Source organism: Acidovorax sp. GW460-11-11-14-LB4, assembly GCF_059423685.1.
The window spans coordinates 1-16,363 of the sequence record NZ_JBWKYJ010000031.1 but is presented as its reverse complement, the minus strand read 5'-3'; the positions used below and the strand labels follow the sequence as shown (position 1 = coordinate 16,363).

The 16,363-nt window shown below is 65.7% G+C and carries 17 protein-coding genes and 1 pseudogene; 13 read left to right on the top strand and 5 right to left on the bottom strand.

All coding sequences use genetic code 11. From position 1 onward, the window contains the following. Window positions 1-40: 40 nt before the first annotated feature. From AC07X4_RS12900 to AC07X4_RS12890, 3 genes are read right to left on the bottom strand one after another with little or no spacing between them, the layout of a single operon-like run. The gene (locus AC07X4_RS12900; RefSeq protein WP_494740268.1) at window positions 41-754 is read right to left on the bottom strand and encodes a hypothetical protein; all 714 of its coding nucleotides are present in this window, start codon (window positions 752-754) and stop codon (window positions 41-43) included. 8 nt (window positions 755-762) lie between these two features. Next, window positions 763-1,344: a peroxidase-related enzyme gene (locus AC07X4_RS12895; RefSeq protein WP_056746132.1), complete on the bottom strand. Its 582-nt coding sequence runs from the start codon at window positions 1,342-1,344 to the stop codon at window positions 763-765. Window positions 1,345-1,391: 47 nt separating this feature from the next. Further along, complete coding sequence (locus AC07X4_RS12890; RefSeq protein WP_494740267.1) at window positions 1,392-2,237, bottom strand: IclR family transcriptional regulator; 846 nt, start codon at window positions 2,235-2,237, stop codon at window positions 1,392-1,394. Window positions 2,238-2,371: 134 nt separating this feature from the next. On the opposite strand from AC07X4_RS12890, the gene AC07X4_RS12885 reads away from it, so the two are divergent. The 11 genes from AC07X4_RS12885 to pcaC all read left to right on the top strand — a co-directional run bounded on the left by AC07X4_RS12885 (window position 2,372) and on the right by pcaC (window position 14,082). Further along, window positions 2,372-3,379 (top strand): Bug family tripartite tricarboxylate transporter substrate binding protein, encoded by a 1,008-nt coding sequence (locus tag AC07X4_RS12885; protein ID WP_494740266.1) that lies wholly within the window; start codon window positions 2,372-2,374, stop codon window positions 3,377-3,379. 40 nt (window positions 3,380-3,419) lie between these two features. Beyond that, a complete protein-coding gene (locus AC07X4_RS12880; RefSeq protein ID WP_494740265.1) occupies window positions 3,420-4,346 on the top strand; it encodes an amidohydrolase family protein in 927 nt (308 codons plus the stop codon). Between the two features lie 12 nt (window positions 4,347-4,358). Beyond that, window positions 4,359-5,378 (top strand): Bug family tripartite tricarboxylate transporter substrate binding protein, encoded by a 1,020-nt coding sequence (locus tag AC07X4_RS12875; RefSeq protein WP_494740264.1) that lies wholly within the window; start codon window positions 4,359-4,361, stop codon window positions 5,376-5,378. A gap of 55 nt (window positions 5,379-5,433) precedes the next feature. Beyond that, a complete protein-coding gene (locus AC07X4_RS12870; protein ID WP_274113203.1) occupies window positions 5,434-6,120 on the top strand; it encodes an RraA family protein in 687 nt (228 codons plus the stop codon). Continuing rightward, a complete protein-coding gene (locus AC07X4_RS12865) occupies window positions 6,117-7,067 on the top strand; it encodes an NAD(P)-dependent oxidoreductase (RefSeq protein ID WP_494740263.1) in 951 nt (316 codons plus the stop codon). Before AC07X4_RS12870 ends, AC07X4_RS12865 begins: the two co-directional genes overlap by 4 nt. Window positions 7,068-7,130: 63 nt before the next feature. Continuing rightward, a complete protein-coding gene (locus tag AC07X4_RS12860) occupies window positions 7,131-8,138 on the top strand; it encodes a tripartite tricarboxylate transporter substrate binding protein (RefSeq protein WP_494740262.1) in 1,008 nt (335 codons plus the stop codon). 189 nt (window positions 8,139-8,327) lie between these two features. Continuing rightward, window positions 8,328-9,284, top strand: a complete 957-nt coding sequence (locus AC07X4_RS12855) for a tripartite tricarboxylate transporter substrate binding protein (protein ID WP_260667728.1) — start codon at window positions 8,328-8,330, stop codon at window positions 9,282-9,284. 3 nt (window positions 9,285-9,287) lie between these two features. Further along, window positions 9,288-10,196, top strand: a complete 909-nt coding sequence (locus AC07X4_RS12850) for an amidohydrolase family protein (protein ID WP_494740261.1) — start codon at window positions 9,288-9,290, stop codon at window positions 10,194-10,196. A gap of 21 nt (window positions 10,197-10,217) precedes the next feature. Further along, entirely contained in the window at window positions 10,218-11,135 is a 918-nt protein-coding gene (locus tag AC07X4_RS12845) for an SMP-30/gluconolactonase/LRE family protein (RefSeq protein WP_260667726.1), read from the top strand. A gap of 174 nt (window positions 11,136-11,309) precedes the next feature. Then, on the top strand, window positions 11,310-13,511 hold the full coding sequence (gene katG / locus AC07X4_RS12840) for a catalase/peroxidase HPI (protein ID WP_494740260.1): 2,202 nt from the start codon (window positions 11,310-11,312) through the stop codon (window positions 13,509-13,511). A gap of 184 nt (window positions 13,512-13,695) precedes the next feature. Next, window positions 13,696-14,082, top strand: coding sequence for a 4-carboxymuconolactone decarboxylase (gene pcaC / locus AC07X4_RS12835; protein WP_082522567.1), 387 nt, complete (start codon window positions 13,696-13,698; stop codon window positions 14,080-14,082). Window positions 14,083-14,118: 36 nt separating this feature from the next. Here the strand turns inward: pcaC and AC07X4_RS12830 are convergent, their stop codons facing one another. Continuing rightward, window positions 14,119-14,664, bottom strand: a complete 546-nt coding sequence (locus AC07X4_RS12830; protein WP_056067748.1) for a PAS and helix-turn-helix domain-containing protein — start codon at window positions 14,662-14,664, stop codon at window positions 14,119-14,121. Window positions 14,665-14,739: 75 nt separating this feature from the next. Between AC07X4_RS12830 and AC07X4_RS12825 the strand changes: the two genes are divergently transcribed. After that, window positions 14,740-15,447 (top strand): CoA transferase subunit A, encoded by a 708-nt coding sequence (locus tag AC07X4_RS12825; RefSeq protein WP_056067750.1) that lies wholly within the window; start codon window positions 14,740-14,742, stop codon window positions 15,445-15,447. Between the two features lie 43 nt (window positions 15,448-15,490). After that, window positions 15,491-16,132 (top strand): CoA transferase subunit B, encoded by a 642-nt coding sequence (locus tag AC07X4_RS12820; RefSeq protein WP_494740259.1) that lies wholly within the window; start codon window positions 15,491-15,493, stop codon window positions 16,130-16,132. Between the two features lie 126 nt (window positions 16,133-16,258). Here AC07X4_RS12820 and AC07X4_RS12815 read toward each other — a convergent pair. Next, a pseudogene (locus AC07X4_RS12815) lies at window positions 16,259-16,363 on the bottom strand (DUF4148 domain-containing protein); the annotation flags it as partial.

The following is a 16,363-nucleotide window of genomic DNA, read 5'->3' as shown; positions in this document are numbered from 1 at the left end:
CGCGCGGGTATCGGTCCATTGAGTCGCAGTGGGACAGCCTTTATCGTGGGGGCAGGGCAACACATTGCGCCAGAGGCATGCCCTGTGCCTCTGAGGCGCCCAGCAGCAAAAGGCGCTGCAGCTCTGGCAAATACCGGATGGCTGTCTGCGGTGCGCTGTAGCCGTTGCTGTTGTTCAGGCGTTCTTGCATGCGCAGCACAAGACGGCTGGGCAGGTGTTCGATGCTGAGGGTGCGCACACCCGTGTAGAAGGTGGTGTCTATGGTGCCTTCGGTGCCGAAAAAGCCGCCACCCACGCGCGCCGCGCGGCGCCGGCCCTCGAAGGTCGTGGTGATGCGCAGTTTGTCGTCACGGCTGGTACAGCTCCCCTCGAAGGCCGCAGCGCACTCTATGGGCAGCGGATTCTGTTGCACCAGCACTGCCTGCACGGATGGGGTGTGCAGCAGTGCGGGGGGCACGGGCTCCAGGCGCGCGCAAGCCGCCGTGGGCACCACCTGCCACGCCGTAGCGCCCGGCGAGTCAGGGATTTGCAGGCGCGAGCCGGCCACTCCGGCACCCAGGTAGTACGTGGGCGCCACTCCGGCGCTGGACTCTTCGCGGAAGAGCGAGGCGGACCGCAACGGCGACAGCGCGCCAGCGGGCACGGCCACAGTCAAAGGGTGAAGGGGCAGCGTGCCCTCCGGTGGCCCAAACCCTGCGGCCTGTACCGCAGGGGCGGCCAGCACCCAAAGCCAGATCGTTCGTGCGGAGCGCATGGTTTGGATCAGGCCGCAGGCTTGGCCTTGGGCACACGGCCCATCAGATAGAACTCTGGGTTGGGCTGCATGCCCGCAAAGCTGGCCATGCGGTTGGACAGGCCAAAGAATGCCGTGATGGCGGCGATGTCCCAGATGTCCTCGTCATCGAAACCATGGGGGTGCAGGGCCTCGAAATCGGCGTCGTCGATCTCGTGGGCGTTCTGGCACACCTTCATGGCGAAGTCGAGCATGGCCCGCTCCCGGGGGCTGATGTCCGCCTTGCGGTAGTTCACCGCCACCTGGTCGGCGATGAGCGGCTTCTTCTCGTAGATGCGCAGGATCGCGCCATGCGCCACCACGCAATACAGGCACTGATTGGCCGCGCTGGTGGTGGTGACGATCATCTCGCGCTCGCCCTTGGTCAGGCTGCCTTCTTCCTTGAGCATGAGCGCGTCGTGGTACGCAAAGAATGCACGCCATTCTGCTGGTCGGCGGGCAAACGCGAGGAATACGTTGGGGATGAATCCCGCCTTCTCCTGCACTTCAAGAATCCGCGCGCGGATGTCCTCGGGCAGGGTATTCAGGTCGGGGAAGGGGTAGCGGCTCACGGCAGTCTCCTCGGTTTTTTGTGTGGGGTGGATAACGGATGCAAGTATCAGGGATGCCATTGCGTCGCCCGCACGGGGGCATGGGTCGGCGCGGCCGAACTCCCTGCCAGTGCGTAGGACAACTGTGTCGCTGCAGCGACCACGGTGTGCGCCAGCGCTTCGAGCTTTTCGGCGGGCAAACGCGAGGCCGGGCCTGAGATGCACACCGAGCCCATGAGCCGCCAGTGCATGCCAAATACTGGCGCCGACACGGTGGCCACGCCCTGTTCCCGTTCACCAATGGACCAGTGGTAGCCCTTCTTGCGGATATCTTCATAGGCTTTGCCCGGCTCGCCCGAAAACGCCAGGATCACGCGGCCCGGCGAGCCCTTGTCCAGCGGCAGTCCTTCGCCCATGCGGGCGTGGTGGCGCAGCGCCTGCGGGCCTTCCACACGGACAAGGCAGGTGCGTACATTGCCTTCACGCACGTAAAACGCAGCGCTTTCGCCGGTGGCAAGGGTCAGTTCACGCAGCGCGGGCTCCAGCACGTTCTGCACGTCAAAGCCTGCCTGGTAGCGCGCACCCAGCCAGCCTGCTGCCGGACCCAGGCGCCAGTCGCCATCTTCGCGCTGCACCATGAACCCGGACTGCGCCAGCGTGCGGGCCAGGCGCAGCACTGTGGTCTTGTGAAGGCTGCAGCGGCGGCTCAGCTCTGCCAGGGACAGGCTGGACTCGCCCAGCGCAAAGGCCTCCAGCACTTGCAGCGCACGCGTCACGGCGATCACGCCACCGGTGTCCTTGGTCGCCGCATCGGTCGGCCCGTCTGCGCTTTTATCGGCCCCGGCAGTGGTGGCATTTGGCTGGGTGGCCTTGCGCGGGGCAGGGCGCGCGGGCGACGAGTGTGGGTTGCTCATGGCGCAATTCGTTTCATTGTGTGCAACTGCATTGTATGGGTTGAAACGCGTGCGTACATTCGCACACCACGGCGCCAGGCCCGAACAGGCCCTTGCAGACCGGCGTGACGAACCACCATAACGGAGACAAATCCATGACCGCTTTTTCATCGCTTTCACGTTCTTTGAGTGCGCGCCTGTGCGCCGCTTTCCTGGGCCTTGCCGCCGTGGCCATGCCCCACGGCGCCGTGCAGGCGCAAACCGCCTACCCTGCCAAGCCCATCCGCCTGATTGTTCCGTTCCCCCCCGGCGGGGGCACCGACATGATCGCCCGCGCCGTGGCGCAGAAGATGGCCGACCAGAACAAGTGGAGCGTGATCGTGGACAACCGCCCCGGCGCCGGTGGCAACCTGGGGGTGGACGCTGTGGCCAAGGCCGACCCTGACGGCTACACGCTGGTGATGGGGCAGACCAGCAACCTCGCCATCAACCCCACGCTGTACAAGAAGCTGCCCTACGACCCGCTCAAGGACTTGGCGCCGGTGGCGTTGGTGTCGTCCTCGCCCATCGTGATGGCGGTGCCGGTCAATTCGCGCTTCAAGACCTTTGCTGATGTGGTGGCTGCCTCCAAGGGCAAGCCTGATGCCCTGACACTGGGCTATTCGGGCAACGGCACCGTGGCCCATCTGGCCGGGGAGCTGGCAGAGAACGCTGCTGGCATCCAGTTGCGCCACATCCCTTACAAGGGCGCGGCCCAGGCCATGACGGACCTGATGGGCGGGCAGATTGATCTGTACATGTCGTCCGTGCCCACGCTGCTGGGCCATGTGCGCAATGGCAAGCTCAAGGTCATAGCCATCACCTCCGCCCAGCGCTCCGCGCAGCTGTCGGATGTGCCCACGCTGGCGGAGTCCGGGTTCAAGGGCTTTGAGGCCGTGACTTGGTTCGGTGTGCTGGCCCCAGCCGGTACGCCCGCGGCCATCGTGGCGCAGCTGAACAAGGCCATCAACCAGGCCCTCAAGCAACCGGACGTGGCGGACAAGCTGCGCTCTGAAGGCGGCGACATCCTCGGGGGCACGTCTGAGCAGTTTGCGGCACTGCTGCGCACCGAAGTGCCCCGCTGGTCCAAGATCGTGAAGGACTCTGGCGCCAGCCTGGACTGATCGAGCCGCCACGTTCATCCCCCGCTGACTGCCCATCGCCATGACCCGCGATTGCCTTGCCACGCCCGTACCGTTCTCGCAGGGAACGGCGGCGCCCCGCACCGCGCTGCCTGCGGGGGCCTGCGACTGCCATGTGCATGTGTACGACCAGCGCTTTCCCGCGGCGCCCGGTGCCAAATTGCTGCCGCCCGATGCGTCGGCCAGCGACTACTGCGCGCTGCAGCAGCGCCTGGGCACCGAGCGCACGGTGCTGGTCACGCCGTCCACCTACGGTGCGGACAACCGCTGCATGCTGCAGGGCCTGGCCGCATTGGGCGAGCAGGCCCGGGGTGTGGCCGTGATCGATGGCAGCGAGAGCGTTGCCCAGCTGCAAGCCCTGCATTACGCGGGGGTGCGCGGCGTGCGGCTGAACCTGTCGCTGGGCGTCACCGGCTCGGTGGATGCCATCTTGCCCTTGGCCCGGCGCATTGCGCCCTGGGGCTGGCATTTGCAATTGCTGATGGCGCCCGATGTGCTGGCTAGCTTGGGCGACGTGCTGCACAGCGTGCCCGTGCCCCTGGTGTTCGACCACCTGGGCCGCATCGCACCCGAGCAAGCCGGGACGCACCCGGCCCACGCACTGCTGCTGCAGCTGCTGGGCGAGGGCAGGGCCTGGGTCAAGCTTTCGGGCGGCTACATCGTCAGCGCCACCCATGCGGTGGACGACCTGGCGCTCGATGCACTGGCCGTCAGCTACCTGCGTGCCGCACCAGAGCGCGTGCTGTGGGGCAGCGACTGGCCCCACGCCACCGCCACCGCCAGCGCTGGCCTGCACCCCGTGCCGGACGACGCATTGCAAATCGACACCCTGGCGCGCTGGTGCGATGAGGCCGGTGCGGATGCCCTGCGCCGCGTGCTGGTCACCAACCCTGCCGCGCTCTACGGCTTCTCGCCGGTCTCGACTTCTTCATCCCCCACCCCTGTCTGAGGGCCTTGCACCATGACCTCTTTGGTATCTTCCCTTTCCACGCACGGCGCGCAGCGCCGCCACCTGCTGACCACCCTGGCCCTGGCAGGCGCTGGTGTGGGGATGGGGCTGCCCGCCTGGGCGCAAAACGATTGGCCTGCGGGCAAGCTCATCACCTGGGTGGTGCCGTACCCCGCCGGTGGCAGCACCGATGTGCTGGGCCGCAACATCGCCCTCAAGCTGGGCGCGGCCCTGTCCACCAACGTCATCGTGGACAACAAGGCCGGGGCCACGGGCACCATTGGCGCGGCCTACGTGGCCAAGGCGGCGCCCGACGGGCTCACGCTGCTGGGCACCTCCATCGGCCCGCAGGCCATTGCGCCACACCTGATGGCCAAGCTGCCCTACGACCACATCACGGCGTTCGAGCCCGTGATCACCGTGGGCACCATTCCGCACATCCTGGTGGTGGGCGCCAACCAGCCGTTCAAGACGGTGGCGGACCTGCTGGCCGCCGCTAAGGCCCAGCCGGGCAAGCTGGCGTTTGCCTCGGGCGGCAACGGCACCATTTTGCAAATGCAGGGCGAGCTGCTGCAGCAGCAAACCGGCGCGCGCTTCATCCATGTGCCCTACAAGGGCGACACCCCCGCGCTGCAAGACACGCTGGCCGAGCAGGTGCAGTTCATGTTTGCTCCCGCAGCCGCTGCACTGCCGCATGTGCAGTCGGGCAAGTTGCGCGCCCTGGCCGTCACGTCGGCCCAGCGCCTCAAGGCCCTGCCTGCCGTGCCCACCATGGGCGAGGCGGGGCTCAAGGACTTTGTGGTGGAGCAGTGGCAGGCCGTGTTTGCGCCCGCCAAGACGCCCGCCGCCATCGTGCAGCGCCTGAACCGCGAGATTGCCGCCACGCTGAAAGACCCCGCCCTCATCGCCCTGGCCGACAAGCTGGGCGTGACGCTGGTGGGCGGCACGCCCCAGCAGCTGGGTGAACTGCAAAAGGCCGACTCTGCCAAGTGGGCCAAGGTGATCAAAGACGGTGGCATCAAAGCCGACTGACCACCGCAGTTCTCTTATTTCCTTTCTTCATTCCATCGTTCAACCGGACCGTCCCATGAGCCAACTCCCTGAAATTATCCGCACCATCGACCGCGTGAGCGGCGACGTCGTGGCCCAAGCCGCCACCTACCAAGCCGCCATCCTGGCCGACGTGGCAGGTCGCCGCGGCACCATGCATGGCCGCGTGGCGCCTGTGCACCAGTCCATGAAGGTGGCTGGCCCCGCCTTCACCGTGGAAGTGCGCCCCGGCGACAACCTCATGATCCACGCCGCCATCGCCCTGGCCCAGCCGGGTGATGTGCTGGTGATTGACGGCAAGGGCGACCAGACGGCGGCGCTGATGGGCACTCTGATGCTCAGCGCCTGCAAGAAGCGCGGCCTGGCGGGTGTGATCGTGGACGCCTCCATCCGCGACAAGCTGGAAATTCTGGAGCTGGACTTCCCCGTGTTCAGCGCGGGCTTCAACCCTGCAGGGCCCACCAAGTACGTGCCCGGCCGCATCAACCACCCCATCAGCGCCGGTGGCGCGGTGGTCAACCCGGGTGACCTGGTGGTGGGCGATGCCGATGGCGTGGTCGTCATCGAGCGCGAAAAAGCCCCCGCCATGCTGGCACTGGCCGACAAGAAGGTGGCCGACGAAGCCGCCCGCATCGAAGCCATCGCCCGTGGCGACACCGCATCGAAATGGCTGCCTGCCGCCCTGCGCGCTGCGGGCGTGCTGAAGGAAGGGGAATCGCTGTGAGCAACGCTACCCACCCCGTCATCATCGTGACCGGCGCCGACCTGGCGCAACAAGCCCTCGACCTGCTCACAGGCTACGAGATCGTCTATGCAGGCAAGACGCCGACGGAAGAGGACATGGTGGCCCTGTGCCGCGCGCACAACCCCGTGGCCATCATCGTGCGCTACGGCAAGGTGGGCGCTGCGGTGATGGACGCGGCCCCCGCGCTCAAAGTCATCTCCAAGCACGGCAGCGGCACCGACACCATCGACAAGGTGGCTGCCAAGGCCCGTGGCATTGAGGTGGTGGCCGCAGTGGGCGCCAACGCCGCCGCCGTGGCCGAGCAGGCCCTGGCCCTGCTGCTGGCCTGTGCCAAATCCGTGGTGGCATTGGATGCGCGCATGCACGCTGGCCACTGGGACAAGGCCACGCACAAGAGCCTGGAACTGGGCGGCCGCACCGTGGGCCTGGTGGGCCTGGGTGCGATTGGCCTGCGCTTTGCCAAGATGGCCGACGCTCTGGGCATGCGCGTGATTGGCTTCGATCCGTTTGCCAAGGCCCTGCCCGCCTATGTGCAGGCGGTGGACCTGGAGACGATCTGGCGCGAATCCGATGCCGTGTCTTTGCACTGCCCGCTGACCGACGACAACCGCAACCTGCTGAACGCCGCCACGCTGGCGCAATGCAAGCGCGGCGTGATTGTGGTGAACACGGCACGTGGTGGCCTGATCGACGAGGCCGATCTGCTGGCCGCCGTACGCTCAGGCCAGGTCATGGCGGTCGGGCTCGACAGCTTTGCGGTGGAGCCGATGACGGCGGGCCACCCCTTCCAGGGCGAGAAGCACTTCATCCTCAGCCCCCACATTGGCGGCGTGACGAGCGATGCCTACGTGAACATGGGCGTGGGCGCCGCCCAGAACCTGCTGGCCGTGCTGGCACGTGCACCGCATGCAGTAGCCGTCGCCTGAGCGCCGGCCTGCCCCAAGAACATGGCCGGGCAGGGTGCCCGGCCGCACAGGAGACAACAGACCATGGCACGCAATTTCAAGAAAAATAGGCCTCTTGCGCTAGTCAATCATGCGCTGGCAGCTATTGTTTTAGTAGCGTCTGGCGCCGCCTGCGCGCAAACGGGCGCAGCAGCCTATCCGACCAAGCCCGTGAAGCTGGTGGTGGGCTTTGCCGCCGGTGGCCCCACCGACGTGGTGGCGCGTGCGTTTGCCGACCACGCCAGCAAGGCGCTGGGCCAGCCCTTCATCATCGACAACAAGCCCGGCGCGGGCACCATCATTGCCGCCCAGGCCGTGGCCAGCGCCCCGGCCGATGGATACACGCTGCTGTTCGGTGCCACCAACCACACCATGATTCCGGCGCTGTACCAGGGCCGCGTCAAGTTCGATGCGGTGAAGTCCTTTCGCCCCCTGTGCACGGTGGCGGGCAGCCCCACGGTGCTGGTGGTTGCGTCCGGCCTGCCGGTGAAGACGCTTGCCGACTACCAGGCCAAGGCCCGCGCCGAGCCCGGCCGCGTGACAGCAGGCACGGCCGGGGTGGGCAGCTCGGGCCACTTTGCCACCGAGATCTTTGCCCGCGCCCAGGGCCTGCAGCTCAACCACGTCCCCTACAAGGGCGCCGCGCCCGTGGTGACGGACCTGATGGGCGGGCAACTCGACAGCTCCTTCGCCACCCTGGGCTCGGTGCTGCCGCAGATCAAGAGCTGCAAGCTGCGCGCGCTGGCCGTGGGCGCGCCCCAGCGCTCGGCCCTGGTGCCCGAGGTGCCCACGTTTGCCGAGGCGGGCGGTGGCCACTACGCTGCCGACGTGTGGTACGGCGTGCTGGCCCCGGCAGGCGTGCCCGAGCCCATCGCCCAGGCGCTGGAGCGCACGGCCGCCGACTTTGCCAAGAGCGAATCGGCCGCCGAAAAGCTGCGCGGCCTGGGGATGGATGCCGAATCGGTGTGTGGCAATACCTTTGCGACCCGTGTGGCCCGAGAAGCTGCGACGTATAGCCAGATTGCCAAGGCGCTCGATCTCAAAGCAGATTGACTCGGACAACCCCCTGAGGCGCGTTGCGCCTTCCCCCTTCTCTCGCTTTGCGATGCAAAGCGGGAAGGGGGACGCAGCCGGTGCTGCGGGGCGGCCCTAGCACGGCTGCCCGCGCATGCACCGTGCGACGTGAAACACCGCTACCGCCTTCCTTCTCTTGTTGATTGAATGCTACCCAAGGAGACCCCCATGTTCCGCTTCCTCAAACCCCTGATCGCCGCCTGCGCCCTGGCCGCTGGCGTGGCCCACGCCGCCTTCCCCGAGCGGCCCATCACCATCGTCGTGCCCTACGCCCCCGGTGGCGCGGCCGATGCCGTGGCCCGTGTGGTGGCCACCCGCCTGGGCGCCAAGCTCGGCGGCAGCGTGATCGTGGACAACAAGGCCGGTGCCAGCGGCACCATTGGCGCCAGCTTTGTGGCCAAGGCCCCGGCAGACGGCTACACCATGCTGTACGACGCCACGCCTTACTCCATCAACCCGCATCTTTTCCCCAAGATGCCGTATGCCAGCACCGCACTGCAGCCGCTGTCGCTGGTGCTGCTGGCGCCCAACGTGCTTATCGTGAAGGCCGATGCACCCTACAAAAACGTGGGCGAGCTGATTGCCAAGGCCAAGGCCCAGCCGGGCAAGATCAACTTTGCTTCGGGCGGCAGCGGCACGGTGCAGCGCCTGGCGGCCGAGCTGATGGCCCAGAAGCTGGGCCTGGACATGGTGCATGTGCCCTACAAGAGCGGCGGCCCCGCCATCACCGATGTGATGGCCGGCCAGGTGGACTTCATGTTCGGCACCGTGGCCGCCACCTACCCGCATGTGGCGGGCGGCAAGCTGCGTGCGCTGGCAGTGTCGGCGCCTGAGCGTTCCAAGCGCCTGCCCGATGTGCCCACGGTGGCCGAGGCGGCCATCCCCGGCTACGAGGCCTATGAGTGGAACGGCGTGTTTCTGCCTGCGGGCGTGCCAGCCGACGTGGCCACCAAACTGCAGCAGGCCCTGCAAGAGGTGCTGAAAGAAGACGAAGTGAAGCAGCGCCTCGCCGACCTGGGCGCCCAGCCCATCGGCTCCACGCCCGCAGACTTTGCCGCCTTCCTGAAGAAGGAAGACGCGAAGTGGGGCGAGGTCGTGAAGAAGGGCAATATCAAGCTGGACTGACTGATGCCTTTGCCAGCGCTGACCACGCCCGTGCCGCATTCCGTGGGCCTGAACCGCCCGCAGCGCCAGTTGCCGCCCGGCGCGTGCGACAGCCACATGCACATCTTTGACCCGCGCTTTGCGCCGTCAGCCCACTGGCCGCGCACGCCACCGGTGGCGCCTGTGGCGGTGTACCGGCAGCTGCAGGCGCGCCTGGGCAGCACGCGCGCGGTGGTGGTCACGCCATCGACCTACGGCACCGACAACGCCTGCACCCTGGATGCGCTGGACCAGTTGGGCGACGCTGCACGCGGTGTGGCCGTGGTGGGCCACGGCGTGGGTGCCGAAGAGCTGAGCCACCTGGCTGCGTGCCGTGTGCGCGGGCTGCGCGTCAATTTCGTCTCGCCCCAATCGTGGGGCACCACCACGCCCGCCATGCTGGCCACGCTCGCGCGCAAGGTGGCCGAGCACCCGGCGTGTGCGGGCTGGCATATCCAGATCTTTGCGCAGCCGGAGCAACTCATCGCGCTCGCCCCCCAATTGCACACCCTGCCCGTGCCCCTGGTCATCGACCACCTGGGCCGCATCGATCCCGCCGAAGGCCCGGCCGCAGAGGCCTACGGCGTGGTGCGCGGCCTGCTCGATGGTGGCAACACCTGGGTCAAGCTCTCGGGCGCCTACATGCGCTCGGCCGTGCATGGCCCCAGCTACGCCGACACCCTGCCGCTGGGCCAGGCCCTGGCGCAGGCCGCGCCGGATCGCCTGGTGTGGGGCAGCGACTGGCCGCACACCACCGAGGCGCCCGGCACTGTGAACGATGCCGATCTGGTGGATCTGCTGCAGGCCTGGGCTGGCAGCGACGCGGCCATGGACCGCATCCTGGTCGACAACCCGGCGCGGCTGTATGGTTTCGATACCGCTCCCGCCGCCTGAACGCATTGGAAAGACCCCACCATGTTTTTGTTGCAAGCCCCTGAGGTCCGCGATCTCGACCTGTTCACCTCCATGCCCGAGCCCTTTCGTCGCAGTGAGCGTAGCGACTGGGCCGACGCCAACCGGGGCGGCACCATCACCGATTCGTTCCTGGAGGGCCCGGTGTTCGACGACGCAGGCAACCTCTACGTCAGCGACATCCCCTGGGGTCGTGTCTTTCGCATCAACCCCCAGGGCGACTGGGCGCTGGTGGCCGAGTACGACGGCGAGCCCAACGGTCTCAAGTTCTTGAAGCCCGGCACGCTGCTCATCACCGATTACAAGAACGGACTGATGCAGCTGGACGTGGCCACGGGTGCCGTCACCCCGTACCTGCAGCGCCGCAACAGCGAGCGCTTCAAGGGCGTGAATGACCTGATCTTTGACGCCGAAGGCAACCTCTACTTCACCGACCAGGGCCAAAGTGGCCTGCACGACCCGAGTGGTCGCCTGTACCGCCTGCGGCCCAATGGTCAGCTCGACTTGCTGCTGCACAACGTGCCCAGCCCCAACGGCGTGGCCCTGTCGCCCGACGGCCGCGTGCTCTACCTGGCCGTGACGCGCGGCAACTGTGTGTGGCGCGTGCCGTTGCTGCCCGATGGCAGCGTGGCCAAGGTCAGCCAGTTCTTCACCTCGTATGGCCCCAGCGGCCCCGACGGCCTGGCCGTGGATGCCGGGGGTCACCTGCTGGTGGCCAACCCGGGCCTGGGCTATGTGTGGGTGCTGAACCACCGGGCCGAGCCCGTGCAGGTGCTGCGAGGTGCACCGGGCAGCTCGACCACCAACCTGGCGTTTGGCGGGGCAGGGCGTACCACGGTGTATGTCACCGACTCTACCCATGGGCGAATCCTGAGGGCTGACATGGGTGCACCTGGGCTGCCGCTGGCGCGTTCGCGTTGACGCTGCCCCAGCCTCAACTTGTCTGGGGTCGCAACGAAATCAATGAGAGCATGATGCTTTATTAATATTGACTATTAATGAGATTCAATCGATTCAATTTACCTGTCATCGTTTGCTTCCTACCATCTGCCCTGTCGATACGTTTTGCCGACGCGATTTCACAGGAGATGACCCATGACGACCGAAGCCAAATGCCCCTTTGACCACACCAAGGCCGTGCCCACGGGCCCCCGCAATGCCGACTGGTGGCCCAACCAGCTTAATCTCCGCCCCCTGAACCAGAACTCCCCGCTCACCGACCCGATGGGAGACGGCTTCAATTACGCAGAGGAATTCAAGAGCCTCGACCTTGCTGCTGTGAAGGCCGACCTGCGCGCACTGATGACCGACTCGCAGGACTGGTGGCCCGCAGACTTTGGCCACTATGGACCGCTGTTTGTGCGCATGGCCTGGCACAGCGCGGGCACCTATCGTCTGGCAGACGGCCGTGGTGGCGCGGGAGCTGGGCAACAGCGTTTTGCGCCGCTCAATAGCTGGCCCGACAACGCCAATCTGGACAAGGCGCGCCGCCTGCTGTGGCCCGTCAAGCAGAAGTACGGCCGCAAGATCTCGTGGGCCGACCTGATGATCCTGACCGGCAATGTGGCGCTCGAGTCCATGGGCTTCAAGACCTTTGGCTTTGCCGGCGGACGCCCTGACGTGTGGGAACCCGATGAAAACGTGTACTGGGGCGCTGAATCCACCTGGCTGGGCAGCGACAAGCGCTACAGCGGTGAGCGCGACCTGGCCAATCCGCTGGCTGCTGTGCAGATGGGCCTGATTTATGTGAACCCCGAAGGCCCGAACGGCAACCCCGACCCCATCGCCGCCGCGCGCGACATCCGCGACACCTTTGCGCGCATGGCGATGGACGATGAAGAGACCGTGGCACTGATTGCTGGCGGCCACACCTTTGGCAAGACCCACGGTGCTGGCGATGCCGCGCTGGTGGGCAAGGAGCCCGAAGGTGCAGGCATCGAGGACCAGGGCCTGGGCTGGAAGAGCGGCCATGGCTCTGGCAAAGGCGGTGACACCATCACCAGTGGCCTGGAAGTCACCTGGACCACCACGCCCACGCAGTGGAGCAACAACTTCTTCGAAAACCTGTTCGGCTACGAGTGGGAGCTGACCAAGAGCCCGGCAGGCGCCCACCAGTGGACGGCCAAGGGGGCTGCAGCGACGATCCCGCACGCACACGACCCGTCGAAAAAGCTGGTGCCCACCATGCTCACCACCGACCTGTCGCTGCGCTTTGACCCGGCCTACGAAAAGATCTCACGCCGCTTTTTGGCGCACCCCGAGCAGTTTGCCGATGCATTTGCGCGTGCCTGGTTCAAGCTCACGCACCGTGACATGGGGCCGCGTGCCCGCTATCTGGGGCCGGAGGTGCCCGCCGAAGTGCTGGTCTGGCAAGACCCTGTGCCTGCCGTGGACCATGCGCTGGTGAACGCGCAGGACATCGCTGCGCTCAAGGCCAAGGTGTTGGCATCGGGCTTGTCGATTTCGGAACTGGTATCCACGGCCTGGGCCTCGGCCTCCACGTTCCGGGGCGGCGACAAGCGGGGCGGCGCCAACGGCGCGCGCATCCGTCTGGCTCCTCAGAAGGATTGGGAAGTGAACCAGCCTGTGCAACTGGCCAAGGTGCTGGGCCAGCTCGAAGCCATCCAGCGCGAGTTCAATGCGGCGCAGACGGGCGACAAGAAGATCTCGCTGGCGGACCTGATCGTGCTGGCCGGTGGCGCTGCCGTGGAGGCAGCCGCAAAGCAGGCAGGGCAGGACGTGACCGTTCCCTTCACGCCTGGCCGCACGGATGCCTCGCAAGAGCAGACCGATGTGCCGTCGTTCGAGGTGATGGAGCCCGTGGCCGATGGCTTTCGCAACTACGTGCGCCCTGGCCTGGAAGACGCCGTGGCCGAGTTGCTGGTGGACCGCGCCAACCAGCTCACGCTGACAGCGCCCGAGATGACGGTGCTGGTGGGTGGCCTGCGCGTGCTGGGTGCCAACGTGGGGCAGGCAACCCATGGTGTCTTCACGCAGCGCGTTGGTACCTTGAGCAATGACTTCTTCGTGAACCTGCTCGACATGCGCACCCAATGGCAGAAGTCGGCGGGTGCAGCGGGTGTGATGGATGGTGTGGACCGCAGCACAGGTGCCAGAAAATGGACCGGCACGGTGGCCGACCTGGTGTTTGGCTCCAACTCGGTGTTGCGTGCGCTGGCCGAGGTCTATGCCAGCAGCGATGCGCAGGCAATGTTTGTGCAGGACTTCGTCAAGGCTTGGACCAAGGTGATGAACCTGGACCGGTTTGACCTGGCCGCAGGCGGTGCCAGCGCCTGACCCTCAGGGTCTCTGCTCCGTGCCGTCGAAGGACGGTGTGGGGTGAGCCGAGCATGCTTTGACCCAGCCCGGTGCGTGCACTGCACGCGCCGGGCTTTTTCTTCTCTGGTTTTTATGACGGCGACGCTGCATGTGCTCGCTACCATCGGGCCTTGATGTTTCCAACCCTTCAAGGAGAGCCCGCGTGACACCAACCCCGACCAAAGACTACGAAAAAGGCCTGGCCACCCGCCGCGAGGTCATGGGTGACGATTTTGTGGACCGTGCGCTGGGCAACGCCACCTCTTTCACGCAGCCCATTCAGGAATACATCACGCGCAACGCGTGGGGCGATGTCTGGCAGCGGCCAGGGCTGGACCGCAAGACCCGCAGTCTCATCACGGTTTCAATGTTGATCGCGCTGGGCAAGCAGCATGAACTCAAGGGCCATGTGCGTGGCGCGCTGAACAATGGCGCTACTGCAGAGGAGTTGCAGGAGGTGCTGCTGCACGCCAGTGTCTACTGCGGCCTGCCGACGGCGGTAGAGGCGTTTCGCACCGCCGCCGAAGTCATCGACGGCCCGGCCAAGTAGGCAATAGGGCGGTAGTGCTGTCCTTCGAGGGCAGGTTCAGCCACCTGCCAGCAGCTTGTGCACCAGGTCGGCGGCGGTGGAGGCGTTGTACTTGCGCATGAGGCGCGCACGGTAAATTTCTACCGTGCGGTGGCTGATCTCCAGCGCCCGACCGATCTCCTTGGAGGTCAGGCCTTCCAGCAGGCGGGCGGCTACTTCGCGCTCACGGCCCGTCAGCTCCGCCTTCACGGCGCGCTGCGAACTCAGATCTTCGAAGCTCCAGATGCCGGACTCATGCGGGGCATCGCGGTTGAGTGCGCGGCCGGACACGTGGCACCAGAACACTTCGCCATTGGCGCGCTTCATGATGCGGTTGTCCGCATAGTGGCCCTTGGCGTTCAGGATGGGCTCCATGTGCGCCCCAAGCCGCTCATATTCGTCGGCGCTGGGATAGAGTATCTGGAACGACTGGCCGATCAGCACTTCGCGCGAGGCGCCGAACATTTCGCAGACATGGCGGTTGCAGTCCACCATGGTGCGGTTGCGCGAGAGCACCAGCCCCACAGGGGCCATGTCGAAAGCCAGTCGGTAATCAACGTCCATAGTGCTAATCTTTACGGAAAACTACTTATTTAAGTACGTAGTATCGTAGCGCATCCCATTCATAAGGAGATCGTGGTGAACAAGTTATTCCCCTCCGCAGCCGAGGCCCTGAAGGGCGTGGTTGCAGATGGCCAACTCATGGCTGTTGGCGGCTTTGGACTGTGTGGCATTCCTGAAGCCTTGATCGACGCGCTGCGCGATTCGGGCGTGAAGAACCTGACCGTGATCTCCAACAATGCGGGCGTGGACGGCTTCGGCCTGGGCAAGCTGCTCGAGACCCGGCAGATCAAGAAAATGATCTCGTCGTATGTGGGCGAGAACAAGGAGTTCGAGCGCCAGTACCTCGCTGGCGAGCTGGAGCTGGAGTTCACCCCCCAGGGTACGCTGGCCGAAAAGCTGCGTGCGGGCGGTGCGGGCATCCCGGCCTTTTTCACCAAGACCGGCGTGGGCACCATCGTGGCCGAGGGCAAGGAACTGCGCGAGTTCGATGGCGAAACCTATGTGATGGAGCGTTCGCTGGTGCCCGATGTGTCGCTGGTCAAGGCCTGGCGTGCCGACAAGTCGGGCAACCTGCAGTTCCGCCTCACGGCGCGCAACTTCAACCCCGCTGCGGCCACAGCCGGCAAGATCACCATCGTGGAGGTGGAAGAGGTGGTGGAAACCGGCGCCATTGCGCCCGACCAGATCCATCTGCCTGGCATCTATGTGCACCGCATCGTGCACAACGCCACGCCCGAGAAGCGCATTGAAAAGCGCACCATCACCGAAAAAGCGGGCGTCTGAGCCGCTGCCGCACAACCGTACAGAACAAGCTGGAGAAGTATCTATGTCGTGGAGTCAAGACCAAATGGCGGCCCGTGCCGCCCATGAACTCGAAGACGGCTTTTATGTGAACCTGGGCATTGGCATCCCAACGCTGGTGGCCAACTTTGTGCCTGCCGACAAAGAGGTGTGGCTGCAGTCCGAAAACGGCATGCTGGGCATCGGCCCGTTTCCCACCGAAGACGAAGTGGATGCCGACCTGATCAACGCCGGCAAGCAGACCGTGACCACCATCAAGGGCTCGTCCATCTTTGGCAGCGACCAGTCGTTTGCCATGATCCGTGGCGGCAAGATCAACCTGTCGATCTTGGGCGCCATGCAGGTCAGCGAAAAGGGCGACCTGGCCAACTGGATGATCCCCGGCAAGATGGTCAAGGGCATGGGTGGCGCGATGGACCTGGTGGCTGGCGTCAAGCGCGTGATCGTGCTCATGGAGCATGTGGCGCGCAAGAAGGATGGCACCGAAGACCTGAAGATCCTGCCCCATTGCACGCTGCCCCTCACGGGCGTGGGTGTGGTGGATCGCATCATCACCGACCTGGCCGTCATGGACGTGACGCCCCAGGGCCTGAAGGTGGTGGAGCTGGCTCCCGGCGTGACTTTTGAGGCCCTGCAGGCCAAGACCGGCGTCAAGCTGATCCCATAAGCACTTGAGCCACCCCTGCAGTGGAGTGGCATCACAAAAAAGGCCGGGGCCCCTCACAGGGCCCCGGCCTTTTGCATTGTCACTTTTCACAAAACCCTCATGTGGTCCGCATGGGGCCTTTGGCAATTACATCGCGTTGCCGATTTCGCCCGACGAGATCTGGCCGGTGCGCAGGGCTTCAGCAGCCTGGGCACGCACAGCAGCGCGGTCAGCGGTGGACTTGTAGGTCAC

What these genes read in the sequence shown, in the direction of transcription:
- AC07X4_RS12900 (WP_494740268.1), bottom strand. Translation starts at nt 754, where the DNA reads ATGCGCTCCGCACGAACGATCTGGCTTTGGGTGCTGGCCGCCCCTGCG.
- AC07X4_RS12890 (WP_494740267.1), bottom strand. Translation starts at nt 2,237, where the DNA reads ATGAGCAACCCACACTCGTCGCCCGCGCGCCCTGCCCCGCGCAAGGCC.
- AC07X4_RS12885 (WP_494740266.1), top strand. Translation starts at nt 2,372, where the DNA reads ATGACCGCTTTTTCATCGCTTTCACGTTCTTTGAGTGCGCGCCTGTGC.
- AC07X4_RS12880 (WP_494740265.1), top strand. Translation starts at nt 3,420, where the DNA reads ATGACCCGCGATTGCCTTGCCACGCCCGTACCGTTCTCGCAGGGAACG.
- AC07X4_RS12875 (WP_494740264.1), top strand. Translation starts at nt 4,359, where the DNA reads ATGACCTCTTTGGTATCTTCCCTTTCCACGCACGGCGCGCAGCGCCGC.
- AC07X4_RS12870 (WP_274113203.1), top strand. Translation starts at nt 5,434, where the DNA reads ATGAGCCAACTCCCTGAAATTATCCGCACCATCGACCGCGTGAGCGGC.
- AC07X4_RS12860 (WP_494740262.1), top strand. Translation starts at nt 7,131, where the DNA reads ATGGCACGCAATTTCAAGAAAAATAGGCCTCTTGCGCTAGTCAATCAT.
- AC07X4_RS12855 (WP_260667728.1), top strand. Translation starts at nt 8,328, where the DNA reads ATGTTCCGCTTCCTCAAACCCCTGATCGCCGCCTGCGCCCTGGCCGCT.
- AC07X4_RS12850 (WP_494740261.1), top strand. Translation starts at nt 9,288, where the DNA reads ATGCCTTTGCCAGCGCTGACCACGCCCGTGCCGCATTCCGTGGGCCTG.
- AC07X4_RS12845 (WP_260667726.1), top strand. Translation starts at nt 10,218, where the DNA reads ATGTTTTTGTTGCAAGCCCCTGAGGTCCGCGATCTCGACCTGTTCACC.
- katG (WP_494740260.1), top strand. Translation starts at nt 11,310, where the DNA reads ATGACGACCGAAGCCAAATGCCCCTTTGACCACACCAAGGCCGTGCCC.
- AC07X4_RS12830 (WP_056067748.1), bottom strand. Translation starts at nt 14,664, where the DNA reads ATGGACGTTGATTACCGACTGGCTTTCGACATGGCCCCTGTGGGGCTG.
- AC07X4_RS12820 (WP_494740259.1), top strand. Translation starts at nt 15,491, where the DNA reads ATGTCGTGGAGTCAAGACCAAATGGCGGCCCGTGCCGCCCATGAACTC.